The 26,897-nt window shown below is 47.4% G+C and carries 26 protein-coding genes; 13 read left to right on the top strand and 13 right to left on the bottom strand.

Annotation, left to right across the window (positions count from 1 at the left end; genetic code table 11):
- Positions 1 to 41: 41 nt before the first annotated feature.
- The 8 genes from atpE (at position 42) to glmU (ending at position 7,254) form a co-directional block, all read left to right on the top strand.
- Positions 42 to 296 (top strand): F0F1 ATP synthase subunit C, encoded by a 255-nt coding sequence (gene atpE, locus L4C42_RS20970; protein ID WP_006073065.1) that lies wholly within the window; start codon positions 42 to 44, stop codon positions 294 to 296.
- 82 nt (positions 297 to 378) lie between these two features.
- The gene (gene atpF / locus L4C42_RS20965) at positions 379 to 849 is read left to right on the top strand and encodes a F0F1 ATP synthase subunit B (RefSeq protein WP_112460760.1); all 471 of its coding nucleotides are present in this window, start codon (positions 379 to 381) and stop codon (positions 847 to 849) included.
- A gap of 14 nt (positions 850 to 863) precedes the next feature.
- Entirely contained in the window at positions 864 to 1,397 is a 534-nt protein-coding gene (gene atpH / locus L4C42_RS20960; protein ID WP_429761699.1) for a F0F1 ATP synthase subunit delta, read from the top strand.
- A 13-nt stretch (positions 1,398 to 1,410) separates the two neighbouring features.
- Positions 1,411 to 2,952, top strand: a complete 1,542-nt coding sequence (gene atpA / locus L4C42_RS20955) for a F0F1 ATP synthase subunit alpha (RefSeq protein ID WP_353497484.1) — start codon at positions 1,411 to 1,413, stop codon at positions 2,950 to 2,952.
- Between the two features lie 41 nt (positions 2,953 to 2,993).
- Complete coding sequence (atpG, locus tag L4C42_RS20950; RefSeq protein ID WP_042478116.1) at positions 2,994 to 3,860, top strand: F0F1 ATP synthase subunit gamma; 867 nt, start codon at positions 2,994 to 2,996, stop codon at positions 3,858 to 3,860.
- Positions 3,861 to 3,895: 35 nt separating this feature from the next.
- A complete protein-coding gene (gene atpD, locus L4C42_RS20945; protein ID WP_063604564.1) occupies positions 3,896 to 5,299 on the top strand; it encodes a F0F1 ATP synthase subunit beta in 1,404 nt (467 codons plus the stop codon).
- Positions 5,300 to 5,317: 18 nt separating this feature from the next.
- Positions 5,318 to 5,740 carry a F0F1 ATP synthase subunit epsilon gene (locus tag L4C42_RS20940; protein WP_042478114.1) on the top strand — a complete coding sequence of 141 codons (423 nt, stop codon included), beginning with the start codon at positions 5,318 to 5,320 and terminating at the stop codon, positions 5,738 to 5,740.
- A 152-nt stretch (positions 5,741 to 5,892) separates the two neighbouring features.
- Entirely contained in the window at positions 5,893 to 7,254 is a 1,362-nt protein-coding gene (gene glmU / locus L4C42_RS20935; protein WP_418641827.1) for a bifunctional UDP-N-acetylglucosamine diphosphorylase/glucosamine-1-phosphate N-acetyltransferase GlmU, read from the top strand.
- A gap of 95 nt (positions 7,255 to 7,349) precedes the next feature.
- On the opposite strand, the gene L4C42_RS20930 is transcribed toward glmU, so the two are convergent.
- Positions 7,350 to 8,093, bottom strand: coding sequence for an amino acid ABC transporter permease (locus tag L4C42_RS20930; RefSeq protein WP_353498629.1), 744 nt, complete (start codon positions 8,091 to 8,093; stop codon positions 7,350 to 7,352).
- Between the two features lie 91 nt (positions 8,094 to 8,184).
- Here L4C42_RS20930 and L4C42_RS20925 point away from each other — a divergent pair, with 91 nt between their 5' ends.
- Positions 8,185 to 8,961 (top strand): transporter substrate-binding domain-containing protein, encoded by a 777-nt coding sequence (locus L4C42_RS20925; RefSeq protein ID WP_429761698.1) that lies wholly within the window; start codon positions 8,185 to 8,187, stop codon positions 8,959 to 8,961.
- A gap of 76 nt (positions 8,962 to 9,037) precedes the next feature.
- On the opposite strand, the gene punC is transcribed toward L4C42_RS20925, so the two are convergent.
- The gene (punC, locus tag L4C42_RS20920; RefSeq protein WP_353497487.1) at positions 9,038 to 10,243 is read right to left on the bottom strand and encodes a purine nucleoside transporter PunC; all 1,206 of its coding nucleotides are present in this window, start codon (positions 10,241 to 10,243) and stop codon (positions 9,038 to 9,040) included.
- Positions 10,244 to 10,381: 138 nt separating this feature from the next.
- Here punC and punR point away from each other — a divergent pair, with 138 nt between their 5' ends.
- Entirely contained in the window at positions 10,382 to 11,281 is a 900-nt protein-coding gene (gene punR / locus L4C42_RS20915; protein ID WP_353497488.1) for a DNA-binding transcriptional activator PunR, read from the top strand.
- Between the two features lie 43 nt (positions 11,282 to 11,324).
- Here the strand turns inward: punR and ilvA are convergent, their stop codons facing one another.
- From ilvA to ilvG, 5 genes are read right to left on the bottom strand one after another with little or no spacing between them, the layout of a single operon-like run.
- On the bottom strand, positions 11,325 to 12,863 hold the full coding sequence (gene ilvA, locus L4C42_RS20910; protein ID WP_353497489.1) for a threonine ammonia-lyase, biosynthetic: 1,539 nt from the start codon (positions 12,861 to 12,863) through the stop codon (positions 11,325 to 11,327).
- Between the two features lie 2 nt (positions 12,864 to 12,865).
- Positions 12,866 to 14,707: a dihydroxy-acid dehydratase gene (ilvD, locus tag L4C42_RS20905; protein ID WP_353497490.1), complete on the bottom strand. Its 1,842-nt coding sequence runs from the start codon at positions 14,705 to 14,707 to the stop codon at positions 12,866 to 12,868.
- Positions 14,708 to 14,736: 29 nt separating this feature from the next.
- Positions 14,737 to 15,678, bottom strand: a complete 942-nt coding sequence (locus tag L4C42_RS20900; protein WP_353497491.1) for a branched-chain amino acid transaminase — start codon at positions 15,676 to 15,678, stop codon at positions 14,737 to 14,739.
- Positions 15,679 to 15,693: 15 nt separating this feature from the next.
- The gene (gene ilvM, locus L4C42_RS20895; protein ID WP_353497492.1) at positions 15,694 to 15,975 is read right to left on the bottom strand and encodes an acetolactate synthase 2 small subunit; all 282 of its coding nucleotides are present in this window, start codon (positions 15,973 to 15,975) and stop codon (positions 15,694 to 15,696) included.
- On the bottom strand, positions 15,975 to 17,621 hold the full coding sequence (gene ilvG / locus L4C42_RS20890) for an acetolactate synthase 2 catalytic subunit (RefSeq protein ID WP_353497493.1): 1,647 nt from the start codon (positions 17,619 to 17,621) through the stop codon (positions 15,975 to 15,977). The genes ilvM and ilvG overlap by 1 nt, the downstream gene beginning before the upstream one ends.
- A 480-nt stretch (positions 17,622 to 18,101) precedes the next feature.
- On the opposite strand from ilvG, the gene L4C42_RS20885 reads away from it, so the two are divergent.
- Complete coding sequence (locus L4C42_RS20885; RefSeq protein ID WP_353497494.1) at positions 18,102 to 19,625, top strand: YifB family Mg chelatase-like AAA ATPase; 1,524 nt, start codon at positions 18,102 to 18,104, stop codon at positions 19,623 to 19,625.
- Here the strand turns inward: L4C42_RS20885 and L4C42_RS20880 are convergent, their stop codons facing one another.
- The gene (locus L4C42_RS20880; protein WP_353497495.1) at positions 19,626 to 20,594 is read right to left on the bottom strand and encodes a DUF2860 family protein; all 969 of its coding nucleotides are present in this window, start codon (positions 20,592 to 20,594) and stop codon (positions 19,626 to 19,628) included.
- A gap of 142 nt (positions 20,595 to 20,736) precedes the next feature.
- Positions 20,737 to 21,726, bottom strand: coding sequence for a DUF2860 family protein (locus tag L4C42_RS20875; protein WP_353497496.1), 990 nt, complete (start codon positions 21,724 to 21,726; stop codon positions 20,737 to 20,739).
- 199 nt (positions 21,727 to 21,925) lie between these two features.
- Here L4C42_RS20875 and yihG point away from each other — a divergent pair, with 199 nt between their 5' ends.
- A complete protein-coding gene (gene yihG / locus L4C42_RS20870; protein WP_353497497.1) occupies positions 21,926 to 22,810 on the top strand; it encodes a 1-acylglycerol-3-phosphate O-acyltransferase, YihG family in 885 nt (294 codons plus the stop codon).
- A gap of 52 nt (positions 22,811 to 22,862) precedes the next feature.
- On the opposite strand, the gene L4C42_RS20865 is transcribed toward yihG, so the two are convergent.
- From L4C42_RS20865 to L4C42_RS20850, 4 genes are all read right to left on the bottom strand, one after another.
- Complete coding sequence (locus L4C42_RS20865) at positions 22,863 to 23,462, bottom strand: thiol:disulfide interchange protein DsbA/DsbL (protein ID WP_353497498.1); 600 nt, start codon at positions 23,460 to 23,462, stop codon at positions 22,863 to 22,865.
- Positions 23,463 to 23,516: 54 nt separating this feature from the next.
- Positions 23,517 to 24,500, bottom strand: coding sequence for a serine/threonine protein kinase (locus L4C42_RS20860; protein WP_353497499.1), 984 nt, complete (start codon positions 24,498 to 24,500; stop codon positions 23,517 to 23,519).
- 59 nt (positions 24,501 to 24,559) lie between these two features.
- The gene (gene ccoG, locus L4C42_RS20855; RefSeq protein ID WP_353497500.1) at positions 24,560 to 25,978 is read right to left on the bottom strand and encodes a cytochrome c oxidase accessory protein CcoG; all 1,419 of its coding nucleotides are present in this window, start codon (positions 25,976 to 25,978) and stop codon (positions 24,560 to 24,562) included.
- 247 nt (positions 25,979 to 26,225) lie between these two features.
- On the bottom strand, positions 26,226 to 26,492 hold the full coding sequence (locus tag L4C42_RS20850) for a YihD family protein (RefSeq protein WP_353497501.1): 267 nt from the start codon (positions 26,490 to 26,492) through the stop codon (positions 26,226 to 26,228).
- A 199-nt stretch (positions 26,493 to 26,691) separates the two neighbouring features.
- Here L4C42_RS20850 and L4C42_RS20845 point away from each other — a divergent pair.
- Positions 26,692 to 26,897 (top strand): transposase domain-containing protein (locus L4C42_RS20845; RefSeq protein ID WP_429760991.1); only part of this gene is annotated, 206 nt, incomplete at its 3' end.

Below are 26,897 nucleotides of genomic sequence, written 5' to 3'. Positions count from 1 at the left end.
TTAGGCAAATTTTAGCCAACAACTATAAATTGGAGATAGTAATGGAAACTTTACTGAGCTTTTCTGCAATCGCCGTAGGTATCATCATTGGTATGGCTGCATTCGGTACTGCGATCGGTTTTGGTCTTTTGGGTGGTAAATTCCTAGAGGGTGCTGCTCGTCAACCTGAAATGGCTCCGATGCTTCAAGTTAAGATGTTCATCATCGCTGGTCTACTTGATGCGGTTCCTATGATTGGTGTTGTTATCGCACTTCTATTCACATTCGCGAACCCATTCGTTGGTCAGCTAGGTTAATCAGTATTTTCTCCGACAAGTTTTGGACTTGTCACCTGATTAAACTTTAGCTCGTCAATGAATCTTTAGAGGGGTAGCTGTTGTGAATATGAACGCAACTCTGCTAGGTCAAGCAATCTCATTCGCAATGTTTGTGTGGTTCTGCATGAAATATGTATGGCCGCCAATCATGAATGCGATTGAAGAGCGTCAGAAAAAAATTGCTGACGGTTTGTCAGCGGCTGAACGCGCTGCAAAAGACTTGGATCTAGCACAAGCCAACGCTTCTGATCAATTGAAAGAAGCGAAGCGCACTGCAACCGAGGTTATTGAGCAAGCAAACAAGCGTAAAGCACAGATTATCGATGAAGCTCGTGAGGAAGCTTTGGCAGAACGTCAAAACATCCTAAAGCAAGCTGAAGCGGAAATCGAAGCGGAACGTAACCGTGCTCGTGATGACCTGCGCAAACAGGTTGCAACTCTGGCTGTAGCTGGTGCTGAGAAGATTCTTGAGCGTAGTATCGATAAAGATGCGCAAAAAGATATTCTCGACAATATTACTGCGAAACTTTAAAGCGAGGGGCGCATATGTCTGAATTGACTACAATCGCACGCCCCTATGCTAAAGCAGCATTTGACTTTGCGGTGGAAAAACAAGCGATAGACCAGTGGGTCGAAATGCTAACGTTTGCCGCTGCAATCGCTAAGAACGATGAAATTGCAGACCTGATTTCAGGCTCTGTAACAGCGACGCGAGTGGCTGAAATTTTCAACGCAATTGGTGGTGAACAGTTTGATGAATTTGGTCAGAACCTGGTTAAGGTAATGGCTGAAAATGGTCGACTAGTGGCGTTGCCTTATGTGTTAGTTGAGTTTCTAGAACTTAAAAAAGAGCTAGAAAAGCAAGTAGATGTAGATGTTATTTCTGCATCTGAACTAACTGAAGAGCAACGTACTGAGATCAGCAACAAACTTGAAAAGCGTCTTGAACGCAAAGTTAAGCTGAATTGCAGTGTAGATGAGACCCTACTTGGTGGGGTTATTATTCGAGCCGGAGATCTTGTAATTGATAACTCAGCACGTGGTCGTTTGAACCGCCTGAGTGAAGCAATGCAGTCTTGATGGGGATTGGAGCATGCAACTTAATTCCACAGAAATTAGCGACCTAATCAAGCAGCGTATCGAATCTTTCGATGTTGTGAGTGAAGCTCGTAATGAAGGTACTATCGTATCGGTAAGCGATGGTATCATTCGCATTCACGGCCTAGCGGACGTGATGCAAGGTGAAATGATTGAATTACCGGGTGGCCGTTATGCACTAGCACTTAACCTTGAGCGTGACTCGGTTGGTGCGGTAGTAATGGGCCCTTATGCCAACCTTAAGGAAGGCATGAAAGTAACAGGTACTGGTCGTATTCTTGAAGTGCCAGTTGGTCCAGAAATGCTTGGTCGTGTTGTAAACACGCTAGGTGAGCCAATCGATGGCAAAGGTCCAATTGAAGCTAAGCTTACGTCACCAGTCGAAATGATTGCACCTGGTGTAATCGACCGTAAATCGGTTGATCAGCCAGTACAAACTGGTTATAAGTCAGTTGACTCAATGATCCCAATCGGTCGTGGTCAGCGTGAGCTTATCATCGGTGACCGTCAGATCGGTAAAACCGCGATGGCGATCGATGCAATCATCAACCAGAAAGACTCTGGTATCTTCTCAATCTACGTAGCGATTGGCCAAAAGGCTTCTACTATCGCAAACGTAGTACGTAAACTGGAAGAACACGGTGCACTTGCAAACACTATCGTAGTGGTTGCTTCTGCTTCTGAATCTGCTGCACTGCAATATCTTGCGCCATACTCTGGTTGTGCAATGGGTGAATACTTCCGTGACCGTGGTGAAGATGCTCTGATTGTTTATGATGACCTATCTAAGCAAGCGGTAGCTTACCGTCAGATCTCTCTACTACTTAAACGTCCACCAGGCCGTGAGGCATTCCCAGGTGACGTATTCTACCTTCACTCACGTCTACTAGAGCGTGCAGCTCGTGTAAACGAAGAGTACGTAGAACGTTTCACTAATGGTGAAGTGAAAGGTAAGACGGGTTCTTTGACTGCTCTTCCTATCATCGAAACTCAAGCGGGTGACGTATCTGCATTCGTACCTACGAACGTAATCTCGATTACCGATGGTCAGATCTTCCTACAAACTGAAGCCTTCAACGCGGGTGTACGCCCAGCTGTTGACCCAGGTATCTCAGTATCTCGTGTAGGTGGTTCAGCACAGACTAAGATCATTAAGAAGCTATCTGGCGGTATCCGTACTGCACTAGCGGCTTATCGTGAACTAGCGGCATTCGCACAGTTCTCATCTGACCTAGATGAAGCAACTAAGCGTCAGCTAAGCCACGGTCAAAAAGTTACAGAGCTAATGAAGCAGAAGCAATACGCTCCTATGTCTGTATTTGACCAAGCGCTAGTTATCTTTGCTGTTGAGCGCGGCTACCTAGATGATGTTGAAATCAACAAGATTCTAGACTTCGAAGCAGCGCTTCTATCGTATGCTCACAGTCAATATGCTGATCTTGCTAAAGAGATCAACACTACGGGTGCTTACAACGACGATATCGAAGCTCAGCTTAAGAAACTGACTGACGATTTCAAAGCAACTCAGACTTGGTAATTGGTGGGTGACCTTCTGGTCACCACTTATGGAGAGTAACGATGGCCGGCGCAAAAGAGATACGTAATAAAATCGGTAGTGTGAAAAGCACTCAGAAAATTACGAAAGCGATGGAAATGGTAGCAGCTTCGAAAATGCGTCGTTCGCAAGACGCGCGTGAAGCTTCTCGTCCATACGCTGAAACTATGCGTAAAGTGATCGGTCATTTGGCTAACGCAAACCTAGAGTACCAACATCCGTACCTAGAAGAGCGTGAAGCCAAGCGTGTTGGTTATGTCATTATTTCTACCGACCGTGGTCTTTGTGGCGGCTTGAACATTAACTTGTTCAAAAAAGCTGTCCTAGAGATGCAGGATTGGAAACAAAAAGGTGCTGAAGTTGAGCTGGCTGTGATTGGCTCAAAAGCAACGGCATTCTTTAACAACAGCGGTGCTAAAGTAGCGGCACAGGTGTCTGGTCTGGGTGATGAGCCTAGTCTTGAAGACCTAATCGGTACTGTAGGCGTCATGCTGAAGAAATATGACGAAGGCGAATTGGATCGCCTGTACGTAGTGTATAACCACTTTGTGAACACTATGATTCAGGAACCAACGATCGATCAATTGCTACCTCTGCCTAAATCTGACAGTGACGAGATGCAGCGCGAACATTCATGGGGCTACATTTATGAGCCTGAGCCAAAACCACTACTAGACGCACTATTGCTTCGTTATATCGAATCTCAAGTGTATCAAGGTGTGGTAGAGAACCTTGCTTGTGAGCAAGCGGCTCGAATGATTGCAATGAAAGCTGCAACGGACAATGCGACCAACCTGATTGATGATCTAGAGCTTGTGTACAACAAGGCGCGTCAAGCGGCTATCACACAAGAACTATCAGAAATCGTTGGCGGCGCAGCTGCGGTTTAAGCTTAGGTAAAACGAAATAGATTAGAGGATTAACGATGGCTACAGGTAAGATCGTACAGATCATCGGTGCGGTAGTCGACGTAGAGTTCCCACAGAGCGACGTACCAAGTGTATACGATGCTCTAAACGTAACGGACTCTAAAGAGCGTCTTGTTCTTGAAGTTCAACAACAGCTAGGCGGTGGCGTAGTTCGTTGTATCGTAATGGGTAGCTCTGATGGTTTACGTCGTGGCGTAACAGTAGAGAACACAGGCGCGCCAATCTCAGTACCAGTAGGTACTAAGACTCTTGGTCGTATCATGAATGTACTTGGTGATGCGATTGACGAGTGTGGTGAGATCGGTGCAGAAGAAAGCTATGCGATTCACCGTGAAGCGCCAAGCTACGAAGAGCAATCTAACGAAGTCGCTCTTCTAGAAACGGGTGTTAAAGTAATCGACTTGGTTTGTCCATTCGCTAAGGGTGGTAAAATCGGTCTATTCGGTGGTGCAGGTGTAGGTAAGACCGTTAACATGATGGAGCTTATCAACAACATCGCACTGCAACACTCAGGCCTATCCGTATTTGCGGGTGTAGGTGAGCGTACTCGTGAAGGTAACGATTTCTACTTTGAGATGCAGGAAGCAGGCGTTGTAAACGTTGAAAACCCTGAAGAATCAAAAGTAGCAATGGTTTACGGTCAGATGAACGAGCCACCAGGTAACCGTCTACGTGTTGCTCTGACTGGTCTAACAATGGCAGAACGTTTCCGTGACGAAGGTCGTGACGTACTACTGTTTGTTGATAACATCTACCGTTACACACTTGCAGGTACAGAGGTATCGGCACTTCTAGGTCGTATGCCATCTGCAGTAGGTTACCAGCCAACTCTTGCAGAAGAGATGGGTGTACTACAGGAGCGTATCACGTCAACTAAGACTGGTTCTATCACGTCTGTACAGGCGGTATACGTACCAGCGGATGACTTGACTGACCCGTCTCCAGCAACAACGTTCGCGCACTTGGATGCAACGGTTGTACTTAACCGTAACATCGCTGCTATGGGTCTATACCCAGCGATTGACCCACTAGATTCAACATCTCGTATGCTTGATCCTCTAGTTGTTGGTCAAGAGCACTACGAGGTTGCTCGTGGTGTGCAGCAAACACTGCAGCGTTATAAAGAGCTGAAAGACATCATCGCGATCCTAGGTATGGACGAGCTATCTGAAGAAGATAAGCAAGTTGTATCTCGTGCTCGTAAGATTGAGCGCTTCCTAACTCAGCCTTACCACGTAGCGGAAGTATTTACTGGCGACCCTGGCATCTACGTACCTCTTAAAGAGACTCTACGTGGCTTCAAAGGTCTACTAGCTGGTGACTACGATGACATTCCAGAGCAAGCGTTCATGTACTGCGGTACTATCGACGATGCTATCGAGAATGCTAAGAAGCTATAAGGCTAAATAGGAGGCGATATGGCAGCAATAACCTTTCACCTAGACGTAGTAAGCGCGGAGAAAAAGCTTTTCTCTGGTCGCGTAGAAACGTTCCAGGTGTCCGGTAGCGAAGGTGAACTTGGTATTTTCCATGGTCACACACCGCTGCTGACCGCTATTCAGCCTGGTATGGTGCGTATCGTTAAACAGCACGGCCACGAAGAGTTCATTTATGTCTCTGGTGGTATTGTAGAAGTTCAGCCTGGTACAGCGACTGTACTGGCTGATACGGCTATCCGTGGTGAAGAACTAGACGCAGCGAAGGCAGAAGAAGCCAAGCGCAAAGCTGAAGAATCTATTTCTAATCAGCATGGCGACATGGACTTCGCGCAAGCGGCCAGTGAACTGGCTAAAGCCATTGCTCAGCTTCGAGTAATCGAACTGACAAAAAAACGTCGTTAATCTAGCTCGATTAGATTGACCGCGATGAGAAAGGCGACCGTTAGGTCGCCTTTTTGCTTATTTTTTATCGCAAATTTGCTTATCAACATTAACTCTTGTGCTATTCACAGCTAAAATAAGGACAGTTTTTTAACGTCAATGGTTTGATAATAATGAAGTTCAGCGCAGTTGTACTCGCCGCGGGAAAGGGAACCCGCATGTATTCCAATAAACCGAAAGTCTTGCATACCCTAGCGGGTAAGCCGATGGTGAAACATGTCATCGATACTTGTGAAGGTTTGGGATCTCAAAACATCCACCTGGTGTATGGTCATGGTGGCGACTTAATGAAATCGGCTCTCGAGCAAGAAACCGTCAACTGGGTTCTGCAGGCAGACCAACTGGGTACGGGTCACGCAGTTGACCAAGCATCATCTTATCTAGCCGATGACGAGAAAGTTCTGGTGCTTTATGGTGACGTCCCTCTGATTTCAGAACAAACCATTGAAAACCTATTAGATGCGCAGCCAACAGGCGGTATTGCACTGCTTACTGTCGTGCTGGATAACCCAATGGGTTATGGCCGCATTGTGCGTAAGAATGGCCCGGTAGTGGCTATCGTCGAGCAAAAAGATGCCACCGAAGAGCAGAAGCTGATTAAAGAGATCAACACAGGTGTAATGGTTGCAACTGGTGGCGATCTTAAGCGCTGGCTATCAGGCCTTAGCAACGATAATGCGCAGGGCGAATACTACTTAACAGACGTGATTGCAGCAGCGCACGACGAAGGCCGTGCAGTTGAAGCGGTGCACCCAGCGAATCCAATTGAGGTTGAAGGCGTCAACGACCGCGCTCAGTTAGCGCGTCTAGAGCGTGCATTCCAATCGATGCAAGCGCAGAAGCTGCTAGAGCAGGGCGTTATGCTGCGTGACCCAGCTCGCTTTGACCTGCGTGGTCAGTTGCAGTGTGGTATGGACGTAGAAATTGACACTAACGTCATCATCGAAGGTAGCGTAACGCTAGGTGATAACGTGGTGATTGGCACTGGCTGTGTGCTGAAAGACTGTGAAATCGATGACAACACCATTGTGCGGCCCTACAGTGTGATTGAAGGTGCGACCGTTGGTGAGAAATGTACCGTAGGTCCATTCACTCGCCTGCGCCCTGGTGCAGATATGCGCAATGACTCTCACGTGGGTAACTTCGTTGAGGTGAAAAATGCACGCCTAGGTGAAGGTTCTAAAGCGAACCACCTTACTTATCTTGGCGATGCTGAGATCGGTCAACGTACTAACGTTGGGGCGGGTGTGATCACCTGTAACTACGATGGCGCGAATAAGTTTAAGACCATTATCGGAAACGATGTGTTTGTTGGCTCAGACAGCCAGTTAGTCGCACCCGTGACGATTGCTGATGGTGCAACGATTGGTGCGGGTACAACCTTAACCAAAGACGTAGCTGAAGGTGAGTTAGTGATCACTCGCGCCAAAGAGCGCAAGATCACAGGCTGGCAGCGTCCAGTAAAGAAAAAGTAATGACGATTACACTCTGATAGTGAAAAAGGGTCTCATTGAGACCCTTTTTGGTTTCTGTGTACTTTATTAAAACCTTTTGCATGCCGTGCTGGTGGTTAATGACTCGGGATCGCTATCCTTTTTTCTAACCAGCGTACGGCTTGAGAAACCAATAGAATCAGCACTAAGTACTCCAATACCAGGAAGGTATAGATTTCTAATGGTAAGTACTCGTTAACCACCAGCTCATTGGCACGCCTGGTTAAGTCGCTTAAGCCAATCACACTGACCAGCGAAGACATCTTTAAGATGTAGACAAATTGATTCCCCAGCGGCGGCAGTATCTGCCTAAACGCCTGAGGTAAAATCACCAAGCGCATTTTCTGCCAATAGTTGAGCCCTAATGACTCTGCCGCTTCATGTTGACCGCGAGTCACGGCTTGAATGCCACCACGAAAGACCTCGGCCATAAAAGCACTTTCAGCGATAGTCAGTGCTATCACGCCAGCCCAGAAATGGTTGAGTGAAACGTCTAGTAGCGTCGGCATACCGTAATAGACCCACAGAAGCAGAACCAGAACCGGAATAGAGCGTATTACCTCAACATAGATGCGGTTGATAGCCCGTAACCAAGGTTTATTGGAAAGAGCAGGGAAGGCAACAAGTAGGCCTATCAGCATGGCAAACACCATACTCAGCAGTGACACATAGATGGTGTCCTTAAAACCTGCTAACAAGAATCCGAGGTTGGTTTTCCCTTGTTCGGTAGAAGGATCGAGTACATACCAGCCCCACTCATAGTCAGAACAACCACTTAGTAGCGGCAGGCACAACACAACAGCAAGTAATCGATAGCTCACAATCGTCCCTAAAATCTCTGAAATTTCCATCTGTTACTGCTATGTTATCAAGGATGTACCACGAATGTTTAATAATTTAAGGGACTATTCAATGAAGAAGTGGATTCTGGGTTTTATTATTACTTTTCTCTCTATTGGGCAGGTAGCGGCAGAAACCAGTCGCCTACAAAAGATCTTAGACTCAGGTATACTTAGGGTAGGTACCACAGGGGATTGGAACCCGATGACCATGAAAGATCCGGCGACTAACTCTTATCGTGGATTTGATATTGATGTCACTACTGAGCTTGCCAAAGATCTTGGGGTCAAGGTTGAGTATGTCGCGACCGATTGGAAAACGTTGGTTAATGGTATCACTGCCAACAAGTACGATATCACGGGAAGCGCATCGCTTAACATGTCTCGCGCTAAGGTCGCGGGATACAGCCAGCCGTATTTTTACTTAGCTTTTGTGCCTGTGGTACAGAAGAAAGATCTTGAAAAGTACGCGGATTGGGCAGATTTCAACAAGCCTGGTGTTAAGGTTGCAGCGACGCTAGGGACGGTGCAAGAGAAGATGGTTAAAGATTTCTTCCCAGAAGCCGAACATATTGTCATTGAAGCACCAGCCCGTGATTTCCAAGAGCTTTTAGCGCGCCGTGCTGACGTCTCGGTGACCTCAAATGTGGAAGCTGCGACCTTGGTGACCAAGTTTAAGCAACTAGCGATAGTGCCAGTAGAAGAGCCTCGTAAGCCAACGCCAATCTCTATGCTGTTGCCGCAAAAAGACCAAGTATGGATTAACTACGTGAACCACTGGGTAGAGCTTAAGAAGACTCAGGGCTTCTTTGATGCCACTGCAGAGAAATGGGGACTGAAAAGTCTGTAAGTCCAGTCGATAATAAGTACGGTCGATAATTAGAAAGGGCAACCCGCATACTGTGCAAGGTTGCCCTTTTTTGTCTCTATTCGTCGCTAACGACGCGAGAGTTATCTGGAATCGTTAATTCCTCAGTGACCGCTGGGTTGGCAATAAGATAGCCAATCCACATTACTGCTAAGCAGCCAAGAATCACATAGCCAACCGCAGACTGCGCCAAAACCGCAAACGCAGCCACAATGGCACTGGCTAGACTGCTTACCCCTATCTGCAGGCTATTTTGCAGACCTGCAGCCGTTGCTGAGCAGTGTGCAGCACTTGATAGTGCACGGTTCACCACGATTGGGTAGAGGGCACCGTTAGCAACCGCCAGTAGACAGAATGGCAATAGGATTGGCCATACGCTGCTGAGCTCCCACTGACAGGCTACAAACACCATCAAAATAGCCACCGTTTCTAAACCAAGAAGCTGCTTGAGTACGGCATCATCACCGAGTTTTGCCACCAGTTTTTTACCCGCGTAGCCACCCACCATAAACGCCACGGTTTGTGGGATAAAGCTAAGGCCAATGTCTTTTGCCGAGTAACCAAGTTGGCTCATGATTTCTGGCATACCGGTTAGGTACGCAAAAAATGCCGCTGATGCTACACCGTACATGATCACATTGCCCATGTACTCTCTCGATCCAAACAGACTCTTAAGATCGGCGCTAATTGACGATCGTTTCTCGATAGATTTTGGCTGATCTTTAAGTGATAAAGTGATCATTGCAAGCAGTGCACCTGTGATCGCAAGAACCACAAAAATACTGTGCCATCCCCACATTTCAGTTAGCAATACACCAAGTTGTGGTGCAAGCGCTGGAGATAACGCAACTAGCGGCATGATGGTGGCAAAAATCTGTTGGCTGGTTTTCTTATCAAATTTATCAATAACCATAGACTGCCAGATTACCGCCGGTGCACAGACACCAATTGCTTGCAGCAGACGCAGTGATAGCAGTTGCCATACTTGCTCACTCCAAGCCAGACCAAATGACGCGATAGTAAAGATGGTCAGTCCAGCAAACAGTGTTTTGCGATGACCAAAGCGATCGCTGGCCAGTCCCCATACAAATTGACCCAGACCCATACCGACGAGAAATACCGTCAGCGATAGCGCGATCTGCTCTGGTCCAGTAGCAAAGTCCTGCTCAATAAGTTTAAACGCAGGCAAGTACATATCCGTGGCAATAAAGCCCAACATCGACAGTGCGGATAAGTAGATAAGTTGAAGTTTAGAGATTTTCATTGTTATTCCTTGAAATATTTTCACAGGAATGGTTTGGCGCCAGCCCATACTGCTGATGACGGGTATTCTATTTTTGGAAAAAAGAAAAATAAAACGCTATATTTTGTGGTTATTAATCAAAATTTTTGAAAGCTAGTTATGTACTCACGTTCTTCACTAGAAATGCTCGATGTGGTTGCGCATCTGGGGAGCTTCAGCGCGGCAGCGCAAGTGCTGCATAAAGTCCCTTCTGCGATTAGCTATAGTGTGCGCCAGATAGAGCAAGAGCTTGGTGTACAGCTCTTTACTCGTTTGCCACGCAAAGTCGAACTGACGCCAGCCGGGGAAGTGTTCATATTGGAAGCTCGACAGATGTTGCGTCGTATGGATGAGCTTACTCATCAAACTCGCCGTACAGCACAAGGCTGGCAAAGTAGCTTAAAGCTGACCTTAGATAATATCGTAAAGGTAGATAAACTCTCAGAGCTCATTGAAGACTTCTATCGCGAGTTTGAGTTTGCTGAGCTGCAGATCAATATGGAGGTCTACAATGGCGCTTGGGAGGCCATATCCCAAGAGCGCGCGGATATCGTCATCGGCGCCACATCCGCCGTGCCAGTGAGTGGCGAGTACGGAGTGAAAAAGATAGGTAGCCTAGATTGGGCTCTGGTGATGTCGCCAACTCATCCTTGCGCGCTTGTGGATGTATTGGATGAGTCGATCGCAAGCCAATATCCTGCCATCTGTATTGATGACACTTCACGCGAGCTGCCTAAGCGCCATACCGAACACTATCCGCAGCAGCGCCGATTGTTGCTACCGAATTGGTTTACTGCGATTGAGTGTCTGAAAAGTGATGTAGGAATAGGCTACATGCCAAGTCATATGGCGAGACCTCTCATCGAGCAAGGTTTGTTGGTTGAGCGTGTACTTCCGGATGCCAAACTTTCTAGTGAATGCTGCATGGTTTGGAGAAAGCATGAAAACCACAAGTTACTAGAGTGGTTACTCGACTACCTTGGTGAGGAAGGTAAGCTTTATCGAGATTGGTTAGCATAAAAAACGGGAAGCGATGGCTTCCCGTTGATTTTTACTAGTCAGACTAGGACAAGAAGAACTTATAAGACGGGTTATCCGTTTCATCTTTGCATTGATAGCCAAGCTCGCGAAGGTGGGTCGAGAACTCGCTAAGATCGCTGTCTTCAAGCTCAAAACCACACAGTACGCGACCGTAATCGGCACCGTGATTGCGGTAGTTGAACAGACTGATGTTCCAATGCGTACCAAGCGTGCTCAAGAATTTAAGCAGGGCGCCAGGGTATTCTGGGAACTCAAAACTGTATAAGCGCTCTTTGAGCTGTTTAGATGGCTTACCGCCAATCATGTAGCGAATATGCAGTTTCGCCATCTCATCATCAGAGAGATCGGCAACTGGATATCCACCAGTGCGTAGATCGTTGATTATGCCATCAAGTTCATCTTGGCCGCCAACCAGTCTTACACCGACAAAGATGTTTGCAAGTTCATCGTCGTTGTAACGGTAGTTAAACTCAGTAACTGCACGCCCGCCAATGATATTGCAGAACTCAAAGAAAGCACCTTGGCGCTCTGGGATAGTTACCGCGAGTAAGCCCTCACGTTTCTCACCCAGTTCACAGCGCTCAGAGACATAGCGTAGACCATGGAAGTTGGTGTTCGCACCAGAGAGTACGGTACCCAGTTGCTTGTCTTTGAGCTGATGCTTTTCGGCAAACTTCTTGAGGCCTGCCAATGCGAGCGCACCAGATGGCTCGGCAATAGCACGAGTATCTTCAAAGATATCTTTTACCGCGGAGCAGATCTCATCGCTAGATACGGTAATGTGACCATCGATGTACTGTTGACATAGCCTAAAGGTCTCGTTGCCGATGATCTTCACCGCAACACCATCAGCAAACATGCTTACTTGGTCGAGAATGACTGGCTCACCAGCATCTAATGCAGCCTTGAGGCAAGCCGAGTCTTCAGGCTCTACCGCAATCACTTTGATTTCAGGCATCAGCTGCTTAACCAGAACGGCAACACCAGCAGCAAGACCACCACCGCCCACTGGGACAAAGATGTAATCTAGATGACCATTTTGCTGCAGCATTTCCATACCGATAGTGCCTTGTCCTGCAATCACCAGAGGGTGATCGAAAGGGGGAACAAAGGTATAGCCATGCTCTTTTGAGAGGCGCTCGGCTTCTGCTTTCGCCTCATCAAAGTTGCTGCCGTGAAGTACCACGTTGCCACCAAAACCGCGAACGGCTTCAACTTTGATATCTGGTGTGGTTTTTGGCATCACGATAGTCGTATTGATGCCGAGCTTAGTGCCTGACAGCGCCATGCCTTGAGCGTGGTTACCCGCTGAAGCGGCAATCACACCCGCACGCTTTTGCTCATCGCTGAGGTTTGCCACCATGTTGTAGGCACCGCGCAGCTTGAATGAGTGTACAGGCTGTCTGTCTTCACGCTTGATTTGGACTTGGTTGCCGATGCGAGCGCCGAGTCTTGGCATATCTTGAAGCGGCGACACCGTCGCCACTTCGTAGACAGGTGCTCTGAGAACCTGACGCAGATAATCTGCGCCAGATACGGGATGATTATCTACGTCATTCATGATTAGCCCTCGAGTTTGGACTTATCACGTACCGCACCTTTATCGGCGCTGGTGGCTAGATTGGCGTAAGCTTTCAATGCTAGAGAAACAGTACGTTCACGATCCGCAGGTTTCCAGCCTAGCTTGTCTTGCTCTGCGCGGCGAGCCGCTAGCTCGTCTTCAGAAACCACAAGCGTGATCTCACGATTTGGAATATCGATGTTGATCATATCGCCATCTTTCACCAAACCAATCGTACCGCCATTGGCCGCTTCTGGAGAGGCGTGACCGATAGACAGACCCGATGTACCGCCAGAGAAGCGACCGTCAGTCAGTAGCGCACACTCTTTACCTAGCCCCATGGATTTTAGGTAAGTGGTTGGGTACAGCATTTCTTGCATGCCCGGACCGCCTTTTGGACCTTCGTAGCGGATAACCACAACATCACCGGCTTTCACTTTGCCGCCTAGGATGCCATCTACCGCATCTTCTTGGCTTTCGAATACAACTGCAGAACCTTGGAACTTAAGGATGCTCTCATCCACGCCAGCTGTCTTAACGATACAGCCATCCAGTGCGATGTTACCTTTTAGCACCGCAAGACCGCCGTCTTGGCTGTAAGCATTTTCTTTAGTACGGATACAACCATTTTCACGGTCGTCATCGAGGGTGTCCCAGCGACAATCTTGTGAGAAGGCTTGTGTAGTACGAATACCTGCAGGACCTGCGCGGTAGAAGGATTTTACTTCTTCCGAATCCGTCAGCATGATGTCGTATTGAGACAACTGCTCCTCCATTGTCAGACCAAGTACCGTTTTTGTTTGGTTGTTCAACAGACCAGCGCGATTAAGCTCACCTAGGATGCCGATAACACCACCAGCGCGGTGTACGTCTTCCATGTGATACTTAGGTGTCGATGGTGCCACTTTACAAAGGTTAGGTACGCGGCGAGACATCTGGTCGATATCTTCCATATCAAAATTGATTTCGCCTTCTTGAGCAGCAGCCAATAAGTGAAGTACTGTGTTGGTTGAGCCACCCATGGCAATATCAAGCGCCATTGCGTTCTCAAATGCATCTTTGTTGGCAATGTTTCGAGGTAGTGCTGACGAATCATCTTGCTCGTAGCAACGCTTAGTGAGTTCAACGATGCGTTTACCTGCGTTCTTAAATAGCACTTCACGATCCGCGTGCGTCGCAAGCAGAGAACCGTTGCCTGGCTGAGACAGACCCAGCGCTTCAGTCAGACAGTTCATTGAGTTGGCGGTAAACATACCAGAGCAAGAGCCACAAGTAGGGCATGCAGAGCGCTCGATTTGCTCACTTTGCTCATCGGAAACTGTTGGATCGGCACCTTGGATCATGGCATCAACCAGATCAAGTTTGATGATCTGATCAGAAAGCTTGGTTTTACCTGCTTCCATTGGACCGCCAGACACAAAGATCACTGGGATATTAAGGCGCATTGAGGCCATAAGCATTCCTGGAGTGATCTTGTCGCAGTTTGAGATACACACCATAGCATCGGCACAGTGCGCATTGACCATGTACTCTACCGAGTCGGCGATGAGTTCACGTGATGGCAGTGAGTACAGCATGCCGCCGTGACCCATTGCGATACCATCATCCACGGCGATGGTGTTGAATTCTTTAGCGATGCCGCCCGCTTCTTCGATCTCACGTGCGACGAGCTGACCAAGATCTTTCAGGTGTACGTGACCTGGAACAAACTGAGTGAACGAGTTCACAACGGCAATGATAGGCTTACCGAAGTCTTCATCTTTAACGCCAGTAGCGCGCCATAGAGCACGCGCACCAGCCATATTGCGACCATGAGTTGTGGTGGCAGAACGATATTTTGGCATTGTAATACTTCCTTAAATTTACCTGGTGCTTACTGGTTATCTTGAGGGTAGACGTAGTCCAACCAGCCCCACTTATCTTCCGTGGTGCCGTTAAATAGGCCGAAGTATGCGTCTTGCATCACTTTGGTGATTGGACCGCGTTTGCCTTCGCCTACCTCAATCTTATCGATAGTGCGTACAGGAACGATTTCTGCTGCGGTACCTGTCATGAACACTTCATCAGCAAGGTAAAGTGCTTCACGAGCAATGTTTGTTTCACGCACTTCATAGCCCATGTCTTTTGCTAGCGTCATGATAGAGTCACGGGTAATACCAGGAAGGATAGCGCTGGTGGCAGGTGGAGTACTGATAACACCGTCTTTAATTACGAAGATGTTCTCGCCCGCGCCTTCTGATAGGTAACCGTCAACGCTTAGCGCGATGCCTTCATCATAACCATGACGACGAGCTTCACCACCAACCAATAGTGACGATAGGTAGTTACCACCGGCTTTAGCAGCCGTTGGAATGGTGTTTGGTGCCGCACGGTTCCAGCTAGAAATCATCGCATCAACGCCGTTTGCGAGCGCTTCTTCACCTAGGTAAGAGCCCCATGGGAAAGCCGCGATGATAAGATTCATGATGGTGCCCTCTGGTGGACAAACACCTAGGCCGACATTACCAACAAAACCAAGAGGACGAATATACGCTGACTCTAGCTTGTTTTGACGCAGTGTTTCACGCGTCGCTTCCATGATTTCTTCTTCAGTGAAAGGAATAGGGAAGCGATAAATTTTTGCTGAATCTTTTAGACGCTTAGCATGCTCAGGATGGCGAAATACCACAGGCCCTTTTGGCGTGTTGTAACAGCGAACCCCTTCAAAAACAGATGTGCCATAGTGCATTGCGTGAGTCAGGACGTGAACGTTCGCCTCTGCCCATGGAACCATCTCACCGTTAAACCAAATAAAATCTGCTGTTTTAGTAGCCATTTAGCAATTCCTTCCTTATGCGTTCTGTTCTTGTAGGTTGTGATTGGTCAGTTCGTTGTTGTTAAGTTCTGTGACCTCAACGGTTCTGATGTCCCAAAGTTTCTCAATTTGGTTGATCAAAGTAGTGATTGGTCGATCGCTATCTACAATGATCTCAACGCTGGCAACCTTACTCTCATGGTTTTGGGTCGCAGCCACTTGTTTGATAATAAAGCCACGGTGGCGAATCACGCGCAGTACGCGCTCAAGCAAGACAGGTTTGTCATCGGCTTTGATGTCTAGTAGATATCTGTCCATTAGGTATTCTCCAACATGTCACTATTTGAGGCACCTGGTGGAACCAAAGGCCATACGTTTTCTTCTTCATCGATCAGCACGTGCAACATGTAAGACGTTTTAGACTCCAGCATCTCTTTCAGCGCTGGCTCGACTTCTTCTTTGCGAGTGATGGTCTTGCCTGGAATATCAAAAGCTTTAGCAAGCATGACAAAATCTGGGTTGTCATCCAAAATCGTCTCACTATGTCTGCCGTCGAAGAACAGTGACTGCCACTGCCTTACCATACCAAGACGTTGGTTATTTAACAGCACAATTTTCACTGGGATTTGGCGACGCTTTAGGGTGCCGAGTTCTTGAACGTTCATCATGAATGAACCATCACCCGTGATCAGGACGGATTGGTCATCAGGACGTCCTACTGCTGCGCCCATCGCGGCAGGCAGACCAAAGCCCATGGTGCCGAGACCTGCTGAAGTAATAAAGTTCTCAGGCAGTCTTGGCTGAATGTGCTGAGCAGCCCACATTTGGTGTTGGCCAACATCGGTCGAAACGATGGAGTTTTCCGGCATCATGTCTGAAAGCTGTTTTAACAGCAGTGGAGCAAAAATCAGATCGCCCGGGTGGTCGTAGCGCCACTTGAAGCCACTGCGCAGGCTTTCACTGTGATGTGCCCAAGCGTTAATGTCTTTTGATAGTTCAAGCTGAGGCAAGATGACATTGATGTCACCACGCAGCGCTGCATGCGCTTCACGCAGTTTGTTGAATTCTGCTGCATCGATATCGATGTGAATCACCTTTGCGTGTGGCGCGAAGGTATCCAGTTTACCAGTCACACGGTCGTCAAAGCGTGCACCGACCACGATGAGTAGGTCACACTCTTGCACTACCAAGTTCGCGGCTTTGGTGCCGTGCATACCCAGCATGCCGAGATAGTGAGGGTCGTGTCGGTCAATCGTGCCAAGACCTTTTAGTGTGCTGACACTTGGCATAGGGTTGATGCGCAGGAACTCGCGAACGGATTCAGTCGCATCTGCTAGCTGTACACCACCACCGACATACAGTACAGGGCGAGAGCTTTCATCAAGCAACTGCTGCGCGCGTTTAACTTGTTGCTCATCGGCAACAGGAATTGCAGGCGGTGTAAATGTAGGCAGCTCATCCACCGGAGCATTAGCAAGTTGGACATCTTTAGCGATATCAACGATGACAGGGCCAGGTCTGCCTGCTTTAGCAACTTCAAATGCTTCGGCTAGAGTGGGAGCGAGTTCGTTGATGTCGGTCACGAGGTAGCTGTGTTTGGTACACGAGAGTGACATACCGATCACATCCATTTCTTGGAAGGCATCAGTACCGATATGTGAACTAGCAACTTGGCCAGTGATAGCAACGAGAGGGATAGAATCGAGGAAAGCGTCAGCAAGACCGGTAACAAGGTTGGTGGCTCCAGGGCCTGAGGTTGCCATACAAACAGCAACATCTTTGGTGGCTCTTGCCATTCCGATGGCTGCCATTGCAGCGCCTTGTTCGTGTCGGCAAAGGATATGTTCCACACCACCGTCATACAAAGCATCGTAGATGGGCATGATGGCTCCACCAGGATAACCAAACACGGTCTCGATACCTTGCTGCTTCAATGCGGCTACAACTAATTCAGCACCTGTCATTATAGCCTCCTTGAGTGCCACGCTTATCGTGACGATTTGTCGTTCGCTTGCACATGTTGTGCTCCATTTCTTCCTGTCATCTCAGCCTGTGGGCTTTCAATGAGTGATCACTATCAAATTACTATTATGAGTTTGTAAAAAAACCCCCGGACTTTTCAGTGCGGGGGTTTTTAAAATCTTGTGGCTATTTAACGCCCACATGCCCCCGTGCGGTACCAATCAGGACCACAATAATCAGGCTAATCAGAGTGTGAGAGTGTGCGTTAAAAGTCATTATCTTGTTTATAAATCGTTGCGTTGTGTCTAACGAAAATGTTTGCGTCCCTAGTGGTATCACAAATTTCTGTTAGCTGACAAGCAAAAAATCATACTTTTGTCACATTTACTCAGCATTAAATGTTGAGATATAACATAAGGTATGTATAAAAATCTGACTTTTAACCGTTGAGCAAAGAGAAGTCGGAATAAAAAAGGGATTTTATGGGATTATCTATTATTTACAGCCGTGCCAGTGTTGGTGTGGAGGCACCTCTAGTGACAGTGGAAGTGCACATCAGCAATGGCATGCCAGGCTTTACGCTCGTCGGACTTCCCGAGACGACAGTCAAAGAATCTAAGGATAGAGTTCGTAGTGCGATCATCAATTCTCGGTTCGAATTTCCCGCCAAACGAATCACAGTCAATCTCGCCCCCGCCGATCTCCCCAAAGAAGGCGGCCGCTTTGATTTGCCGATAGCGTTGGGAATACTGGCGGCCTCCGATCAACTGCCTCACGATAAACTTCTGGTGCATGAATTTGTTGGAGAGTTGGCATTGTCAGGGGAACTTAGATCAGTGAAAGGCGTATTGCCTGCCGCACTTGCAGCCAATAAAGCGCAGCGCTGCTTGTTAGTACCTGAAGATAATGGCGATCAAGCTGCCTTGGTTGGTAAAGATAACCACAAGTCAGCGTCCTCATTGTTGGATGTGTGCAGTTACTTAATGGGGCAGCAGACTCTTTCATTGGTGACCAGCAAGCCCGTTGTTCAAGTCGCGAAAAAGGGCCGAGACCTGCAAGATATTATTGGACAGCAGCAAGGAAAGAGGGCACTGGAAATCGCGGCGGCCGGTAATCACAATTTACTTTTTCTCGGTCCGCCTGGCACAGGGAAAACTATGTTGGCCTCTCGACTTTGTGATTTGTTACCTGAGATGAGCGAAGATGAAGCCATGGAAACGGCCTCGGTGGCCTCACTCACTCAACAAGAAATTAATGAGAGCAATTGGAAAACCAGACCCTTTCGCGCGCCCCATCATTCAAGCTCAATGGCTGCACTCGTGGGTGGCGGTTCTATTCCTAGACCGGGAGAAATCTCTCTGGCGCACAACGGATTGCTGTTCTTAGATGAGATGCCGGAATTCGAGCGCAAAGCACTAGACTCACTGCGCGAGCCATTGGAGTCTGGTGAGATCATTATTTCTCGCGCGCAAGGAAAAACCCGCTTTCCAGCTCGTTTTCAATTGGTTGGTGCGTTAAATCCAAGCCCAACAGGTTATTACGAGGGCAATCACTCCAGAACCAACCCGCAGCTTATCCTGCGCTATTTGAGTCGTTTATCTGGGCCGCTACTCGACCGATTTGATATGTCTATAGAGATCCCCTCACTGCCCAAAGGCACCTTAGCTGAAGGCGGAGATCGAGGAGAAACGACGCAAACCGTGAAGCAGCGTGTGTTGGTTGCAAGAGAGACGATGTTATTGCGCAGCGGCAAAGTGAATGCCTTGTTGCAAAGCCGCGAAATAGAGAATTACTGCCGCTTAGAAAAAGCCGATGCTGAGTTTTTAGAAAATGCCTTACATCGACTTGGCTTGTCGATTCGTGCTTATCACCGCATCATTAAAGTCGCACGAACGATTGCCGACCTTGCCAATGAGCCCTCTATACAGCGAGCTCATATTGCAGAAGCGCTTGGTTATCGCGCCATGGATCGGCTACTCAAGCAGCTCACCGCGCAAGCGGTGTAGTTAGAAGGTGAAGTTCACGCCGATAGAAGTTATCCAGTCAGCGGAGTCGTAGAATGCGATAGAGGAGTCTGTCGCGTTGTAGCCTGAAAGTGAGACAAGCGACAAAGATTCCAGTGCAAGGTACTCATAGGCGAGGAACGCACTGTACTTGTCATCAATACGGCCTGACTGTTCGAAGATGGCGTTTTGGCCACGATACTCATGATTCATGTAGCTCATGGTTGCCGCAATACTATGTTTTTTATGAGCATACAGAGCGGTTAGCTCACCGCCGGCACCTTGGTTATTCATCGCTTCACCTTTGGCGTCATCAAGCAAGTAAATGAGTGAAGGAAACAATGTCCAAGCATCACTCATCGCAAGGGTGTAGGAACCTTTGGCGTAATACATATCGCTGTTTCTGTCGTACTGGTTAGACAGGTTACTGTTGAGGTTGGTCGCAGAGCTTTCACCAGTCACCTCGCGGTTGCCGTACGCCATATCGAGCGTGAACAATGAGCCAGCAATATTCTCGATCTGTAGACGGTAAGCTTCGCCTTTGGCCTCAGTCTCTTCAAGCTGGTCAGCACCGACGTAGGGGTTTTTCCAGATAGGCTCTCCAATGACGGTTGGAAGGTAGGAGACACTCCAAATGGAACCATCTTCTAGCTGCTGACGATATCCACCTTCGAGTACAAAGGTGCCGACCGCTATGTCATTGCGCGATGTGCCGATAAACCATTCTTTATCTCGCTTCGCACCATAGGTGTATTTGACCATGCCTAGCGGCATCCAGAATTCATCATAGGCCTCTTCGGCACTGCTGATTTTCGGATCAGAACTGGCGACGAAGTTGGATTTGTCACCGATCTGCGCATTACTGATAGAGATCTCGCCACTAAAGCCGGATTCTGGCGCCAATGCTGCGATGGCGGATTGGCTAATAACAGTCAACAGGGCTGTGGAAACGAGGGGCTTAAACGTGGTCATACAATATCCGTCAGTAGGCTCATTAGAGTGCTTAATCCAAACACCTATATTTTATGCGGATACTTTAATGACAAAAAATGGCTTAACAACATGTTTTGTTAAGCCATGTATTGATAGTTTCAATGCTTAGCGTCGGGTTCTATTAGAACTCCCAATTTAGACCTACAGAGGTGATCCAATCCTTCTCATCATAGAAGGCGATGTTAGAGCTGCTGTTGTTCACACCACCAAATGCGACCAAAGAGAGGTTGTCTGCATAGAAGATGCCCGGATACTCATAAGCTAAAAACGCTTTCCACTCATCATCTTTACGAGTGATGTTGTCAAACACTGGATTGGCGCCATCGTATTTACGGTTGAGATAAGTCACGGTGAAAGCGAATTGGTGATTGCCAGCGGAGACAAATGATGAAATTTCTGCACCATAGGTGTTGCTCTTCATCGCGCTGCCATTAGCATCTTGTTGGGTGTAAATGAGCGCAGGGAACAGTAAAACCCCTTTGTTGACTGGCAGCATCATTTTGAATTTGCCGTAGAAAACATCGGCGTTTCTGTCGAGTGTCGCCATTTGCGCTGCGGTTAAGTTCGCGCCAGAGCCAGATAGTTCAGTGTCCAACTCACGCTTTCCATAAGCAAGGTCGAGGCTAAACAGTGAGCCAGCGATATTATCGATCTGCATACGATAGGCTGTGCCTTTCTCGTTGGTAGTGCTTCTAGCTTGATTTTCAAGGTAAGGATCACGCCATACCTCACCTTCAAGAATGGTTGGCAAAATCGCTAGGCTCCACTTAGTTCCATCTTGAAACTGATAGCGGTAGCCGGTTTCAAGCGCCAGTGTACCCACAGCAACGTCGGCTCGAGAGGTACCTAAGAAAACTTGGTGGTTGGAACGTGAACCCCAGGTGTATTGAACGTTACCCAGTGGCAGAACTAAGGCGCTGCTGTTCTCTTGCGCCTCACCGGTATAGGTTCGAAATTCATCGTCGGTGTTGCTAAGGTTTGACGTTTTGCTCGCGTAAGCGGCGTTTAGTGCGATTTCACCACTAAAGCCATTACTTTCTCCTAATTTAGCTACAGCACTATAAGAGACAACACTCAGTGACACTGCTAAGACACTCCATGCCCTTTTCATAACGATTCCTTATTACATTCTGATTATTGAGGTAACGGTTGTAATTATATGTTTATGTTATGTTATTGGTTCACAATAAGTTTGTTTTTTGCAAGTTACAACACAAATCAGACCAATTAATTAATCTTTGCGCAAGGCGTCTCTCCTTGTACAATTAACCGCCATAAAACTGTTACAAATACTTCATAGAACATTAGATATGCTTGGATACCTAATTTTTGTAATGAGTTCGTCGCTCGTCATCCTCAATACCGCATTTTGTTCGATCCCCATTCTAGGTTTTGGGCTGATCAAGCTGGTGCTGCCGTTTAAGCCTATTCAGGCATTGTGTACCGCGCTTGCGAATAAATTTATGTGGCTATGGGCAACGATTAATCATGGGATACTTCGATTGATAAACCCTAAGCTTGAATGGGAAATAGAAGGCATTGAAGCGCTGCGAAAAGATGGCTGGTATTTAATGATCTGCAATCACCTGAGTTGGACGGATATCGTCGTGCTGTGTAGCGTCTTTAAAGATCGCATTCCTATGCCTAAGTTCTTTCTTAAGCAGCAACTTTTGTATGTTCCTTTTGTCGGTATGGCGTGCTGGGCGCTCAACATGCCATTTATGAAGCGCTACTCCCGTGAATATTTAATAAAGCATCCAGAAAAACGTGGCCAAGACTTAGAAACCACACGTCGCTCTTGTGCCAAATTTAAAGATATGCCAACAACGGTGGTGAACTACGTAGAAGGCACGCGCTTTACCACAGAGAAGCAAAAGCGAAGCAAGGCGGGTTATCAGCACTTGCTACAACCTAAGTCAGGCGGTATCGCGTATACGTTGGCCGCGATGGGTGAGCAGTTTGATAGCATTGTCGATGTCACCTTGGCCTACCCAGAAAATAGAGTAGAGCCTTTTAAAGCGGCGTTAATGGGTAACATGACCAAGATAGTGGTAAAAGTGCGTACGTTGCCCATTGATGAAAACGTATCGGGAGATTATTTCAACGACAAGCCTTATAAGCGTTGTTTCCAGCAATGGCTTGGGGATGTCTGGCAGCAAAAAGATGATGTGTTAAAAGAGATTCACCGCAAATAAAAAAACCGAGCCTGATATTACTCATGGCTCGGTTTTTCGCTTTTGGGTTGGATTACTTTTTCAGTAGGAAGTTAACCAACTCAAAGTACTCATCGAGAGAGGTAATGCCACCCGCTTCAACTAGGTACTTGTTGTTAACGATAACCGCAGGAACACCCGTTAGGCCGCTATCTTTAAATTGCTTATCAAACCGACGAACCATGGAATCAACAGCAAAGCCGTTGAAAGCAGAATCGAACTTCTTAGCATCCACGCCCTCATCAAGGAAGATTTGGCGCAGTTCTTCATCATTCTTAGGTGGCTTCTGTAGGTTGTGAATGCGGTTAAACATCACAGGCGTCATCTTGTCTTCAACCTTCAATGCAATCATCGTCGCGTAGGCTTTACTCATCGAAAGACCCATTGAGCCACCCATAAACGAAACATGGTTCTTCTGGAACTTAGCATCAGCAGGGATCTTCTTTTTCAGCTGGGCAATGATAGGTTCAAAGCTGTTACAGTGAGGGCAGTAGAATGAGAAGAACTCAGTCACGATTGGCTTCGAGGACTTTTCCAATTCCAACACTTTGTAGTGTTTACCTTCTTCAAACTGAGCGGCACTGACGCTGAGGCTGACGAGTAGCGTCGCAAAAAGTGCGATGATTTTTTTCATTATTTTCTCCATGTGTAAAACTCAAAATCCTATTGATGGATTTCGACTAGTTTGTCACCACTGCGGTTGCAATGAAAGTGGCTTTTCGTTAAGAGCGGCAATTTGCTCTTTAAAACCAAGTACCTGACCTTCCCAGTATTTCGCATCATTAAACCAAGGAAACGCTAGCGGGAAAGCCGGATCGTGCCATCGTTTGGCGAGCCATGCCATGTAGTGCACCATACGTAGACCGCGCAATGGTTCAATAAGTTTCAATTGACTGCTTGGCAGTTCACTGAATTCTTGATAGCCCTCCAATAACACGTCGAGCTGCATCAGTTTGTCTTGACGATCGCCGTTGAGCAGCATCCATAGATCTTGAATTGCCGGGCCGTTGCGCGAATCGTCAAGATCGACAAACAGCGGACCATCGCGCCATAAGATATTACCTGGATGGCAATCGCCATGCAGTCTAATGGTCTCAGCTGGTTGCCAGTGAGTTTCAATTTGACCGATCAGCATATCCAAGTCACTAAAGAAGGCATTTTCTAGATGAGAGGGAATAAAGCTAGAGTTTTGCAGTAACTTACGAGGCTGATACAGGTATTCTTCCAGTCCTATCGTTGGGCGATGCTCAAAAGGCTTGCTGGCGCCGACTTTATGGATGCGACCTAGGAAGCGTCCTACCCACTCAATTTGCTCAAGGTTATCCACCTCAAACTGCCTGCCGCCTTCGCTAGCAAACAGGGTAAACAGATAGCCTTGATATTCATGAATGCTCTGGCCGTTGATTATTAATGGCGCAGAGACAGGGACTTCGTGCTCCAGCAGCTCATGAGCATAATCATGTTCTTCTTGGATTTGAGCTTGGCTCCAACGCTGAGGGCGATAGAACTTAACCACGTAGCGTTTACGCTCTTCATCGGTGAACTGATACACACGGTTTTCATAGCTGTTGAGAGGAAGTAAGCCGGATTCGGCTCTGACACCAATGCTTTCAAGGGCGTACCACATGAAATCGGGAGTGAGGGCGTCAAAGTTAAACGCAGTATCTGTCATAGTGATGATAAAAGGGCTCGTTGCCGAGCCCTTTCCTATTATTGGTTGCTGCTAGAGAGCTAGAGCTTTTTGATAAATCGACTTTCCACTTGTACGGAGAAGTCGTTGCTGTCACTCAGTATAAACTGAATTGTCGAGACAGGTGAACTTAGCGCATCCGGATCGGCGCCAAGGCTCATTGGCAGGTTATACACTTCACCCGGTTCAACGGTAATGGTTTGTCTGCCATACCAAGTTGCATCTTTTATACCAGAAACACTTAACGTGTACTGTTGCTCTTGCTGGGTTTTATTGATGACTTTTAGGGTGTAGGTATTCTCAACTAAGCCATCACTGTTTACTCGGAATAACTGATTGCGATCGCGCAGTACACTGAGACCTGCAGGGTCGACCGCCGATACTTGAACAAAGAACAAGGCAATCATGACCAGCAGTACCGCGCCGTAACCGAGTAGCTTTGGTCGCATTACCTTAGTGTGTTTGCCCGATAAGCGGTGCTCGGTGGTGTAGCTGATCAGTCCCTTGTCGTAACCCATGCGATCCATGGTTTTGTCACAGGCATCGATACAAGCGCCGCAGTTAATACATTCGTATTGCAGACCGTCGCGAATATCGATGCCTGTTGGGCAGACCTGCACGCAGAGATCGCAGTCGATACAGTCACCCAATCCAAGCTGTTTCGGATCCGCCTTGCGAGAGCGAGGCCCCCGCTTTTCACCGCGCTTAGTGTTGTAACCGACGATGAAGGTGTCTTTGTCGAACATTGCCGACTGGAAGCGAGCATACGGGCACATGTGGATACACATGATCGAGCGCATCCAGCCTGCATTGGCGTAAGTACATGCGGCAAAGAATACGACCCAGAACACAGGCCAAAAGCTGGCGTTGAAGGTGAAGAAGTCGCTGACCAGTGGACCAATGGGTACAAAGTAGCCGGTAAAGGTAAAGCCTGTGGCAAGGGCAATCGCTATCCAAGCTGCGTGCTTGAGGCCTTTGCGTGCGATGAGGTTACCCGTGAGCTTGCCGCTATCTTGCTTGCGGCGCTTGTTGGCACTGCCTTCGAGCTTTTCTTCAAACCAGATGTACATAAAGGTCCAAACGGTTTGTGGGCATAAGTAGCCACACCATACGCGACCTAAAAAGGTGGTGATAAAGAATAGACCAAACGCGGCGACCATAAATAGCAGCGCAAGTAGGGTGAGATCTTGCGGATAAAGGGTGGTACCAAAAAAGTTAAACTGCTGATTACCGATATCGAGCAGTACCGCTTGTCTCTCGCCATAAGGTATCCATGGCACCAGGGCAAATAACACCAGTAGGAACCAGCCGCCATAGCGTCTTAATTTCTGAAAGGTACCTTTACTCTCTCGAACATAGATTCGGTTGCTTGGGTTGAATCTGTCGCCGTTGCCTTTGTGGGTTTTGGGGTTGAACGTTTTAGGCGTCACATCCTTTACGTCGATTTTGTCCTGACTCATTGTTGAGTGTCCTTCTTGGGCTGACGGTGCGTTTCGTACACACTCTATCTTTTCCGACATTGCAGTAACTGTGTACTGTGCCATGCCACATTATTTGGCAGTGCTATTCAGTACGCAGTATGAAAACCCAAGGATTATAACCTTGATAACAATTTCATTTCTTTAAGGCTATCAACCTTTAACAACAAAATGAGCGAGCGGTCATAGAAAAAACGACCCTATAAAGGGTCGTTTTTATAACTCATGGTTATTTGATGATACCGCGAGCCTTGAGCAACGCAGTCTTGAAATCATCTTCTTGGTCTTTGGCAAGACCCGGGATCATCTCGTCTTTTTTGCTGTTACGCATCTTTAGATGATAGATAAGTACATCATCAGTTAGCTCTTCGAGTTTGCCTTCATAGCCAGCTTCTTTAGCGAGCTTAACTAGGAATTCAAGCAGATTGAGGTCGGAATCTTTTTGCCATTCAGGGTGAATGAGCTCGATCAGTTCGTTGACGCGGTGACACTTCATAACTTTCTCCACAAAATTTATAGGTATTTTTGAGTAAAAGTATCAAAGATCATTGAGAATACCAATATGTGGTGAAATAGAAGACAAAAAAAAGCGCAGACAGACTGTAATGCCGATCAGTTAACAACTAAATGATCGGTTGAACGATCCATTCAAAGTGTCAAAATCCGAGTGTATTCAATGCACTCGGATTTTTTTTATGTTTTTAAGACAGGCTCTTAACCAAGTTCATCAATTCTCTGCAGAGCAACTTTCGGGTTTATCTGATCTGCTTTCTCCAGAACTCATTTCCCAGTGTTTGGAAGATACAGGAATTACGACTATTCGCAGACGAAGGTTACCAATGGAAATGATGGTTTGGAGTGTTGTTGGGATGTCTCTGTATCGCCATTTGTCCATGGAGAG

Source organism: Vibrio wakamikoensis (assembly GCF_050337275.1).
Lineage (GTDB): Bacteria > Pseudomonadota > Gammaproteobacteria > Enterobacterales > Vibrionaceae > Vibrio > Vibrio chaetopteri.
This window is presented reverse-complemented; position numbering and strand designations above follow the sequence as displayed.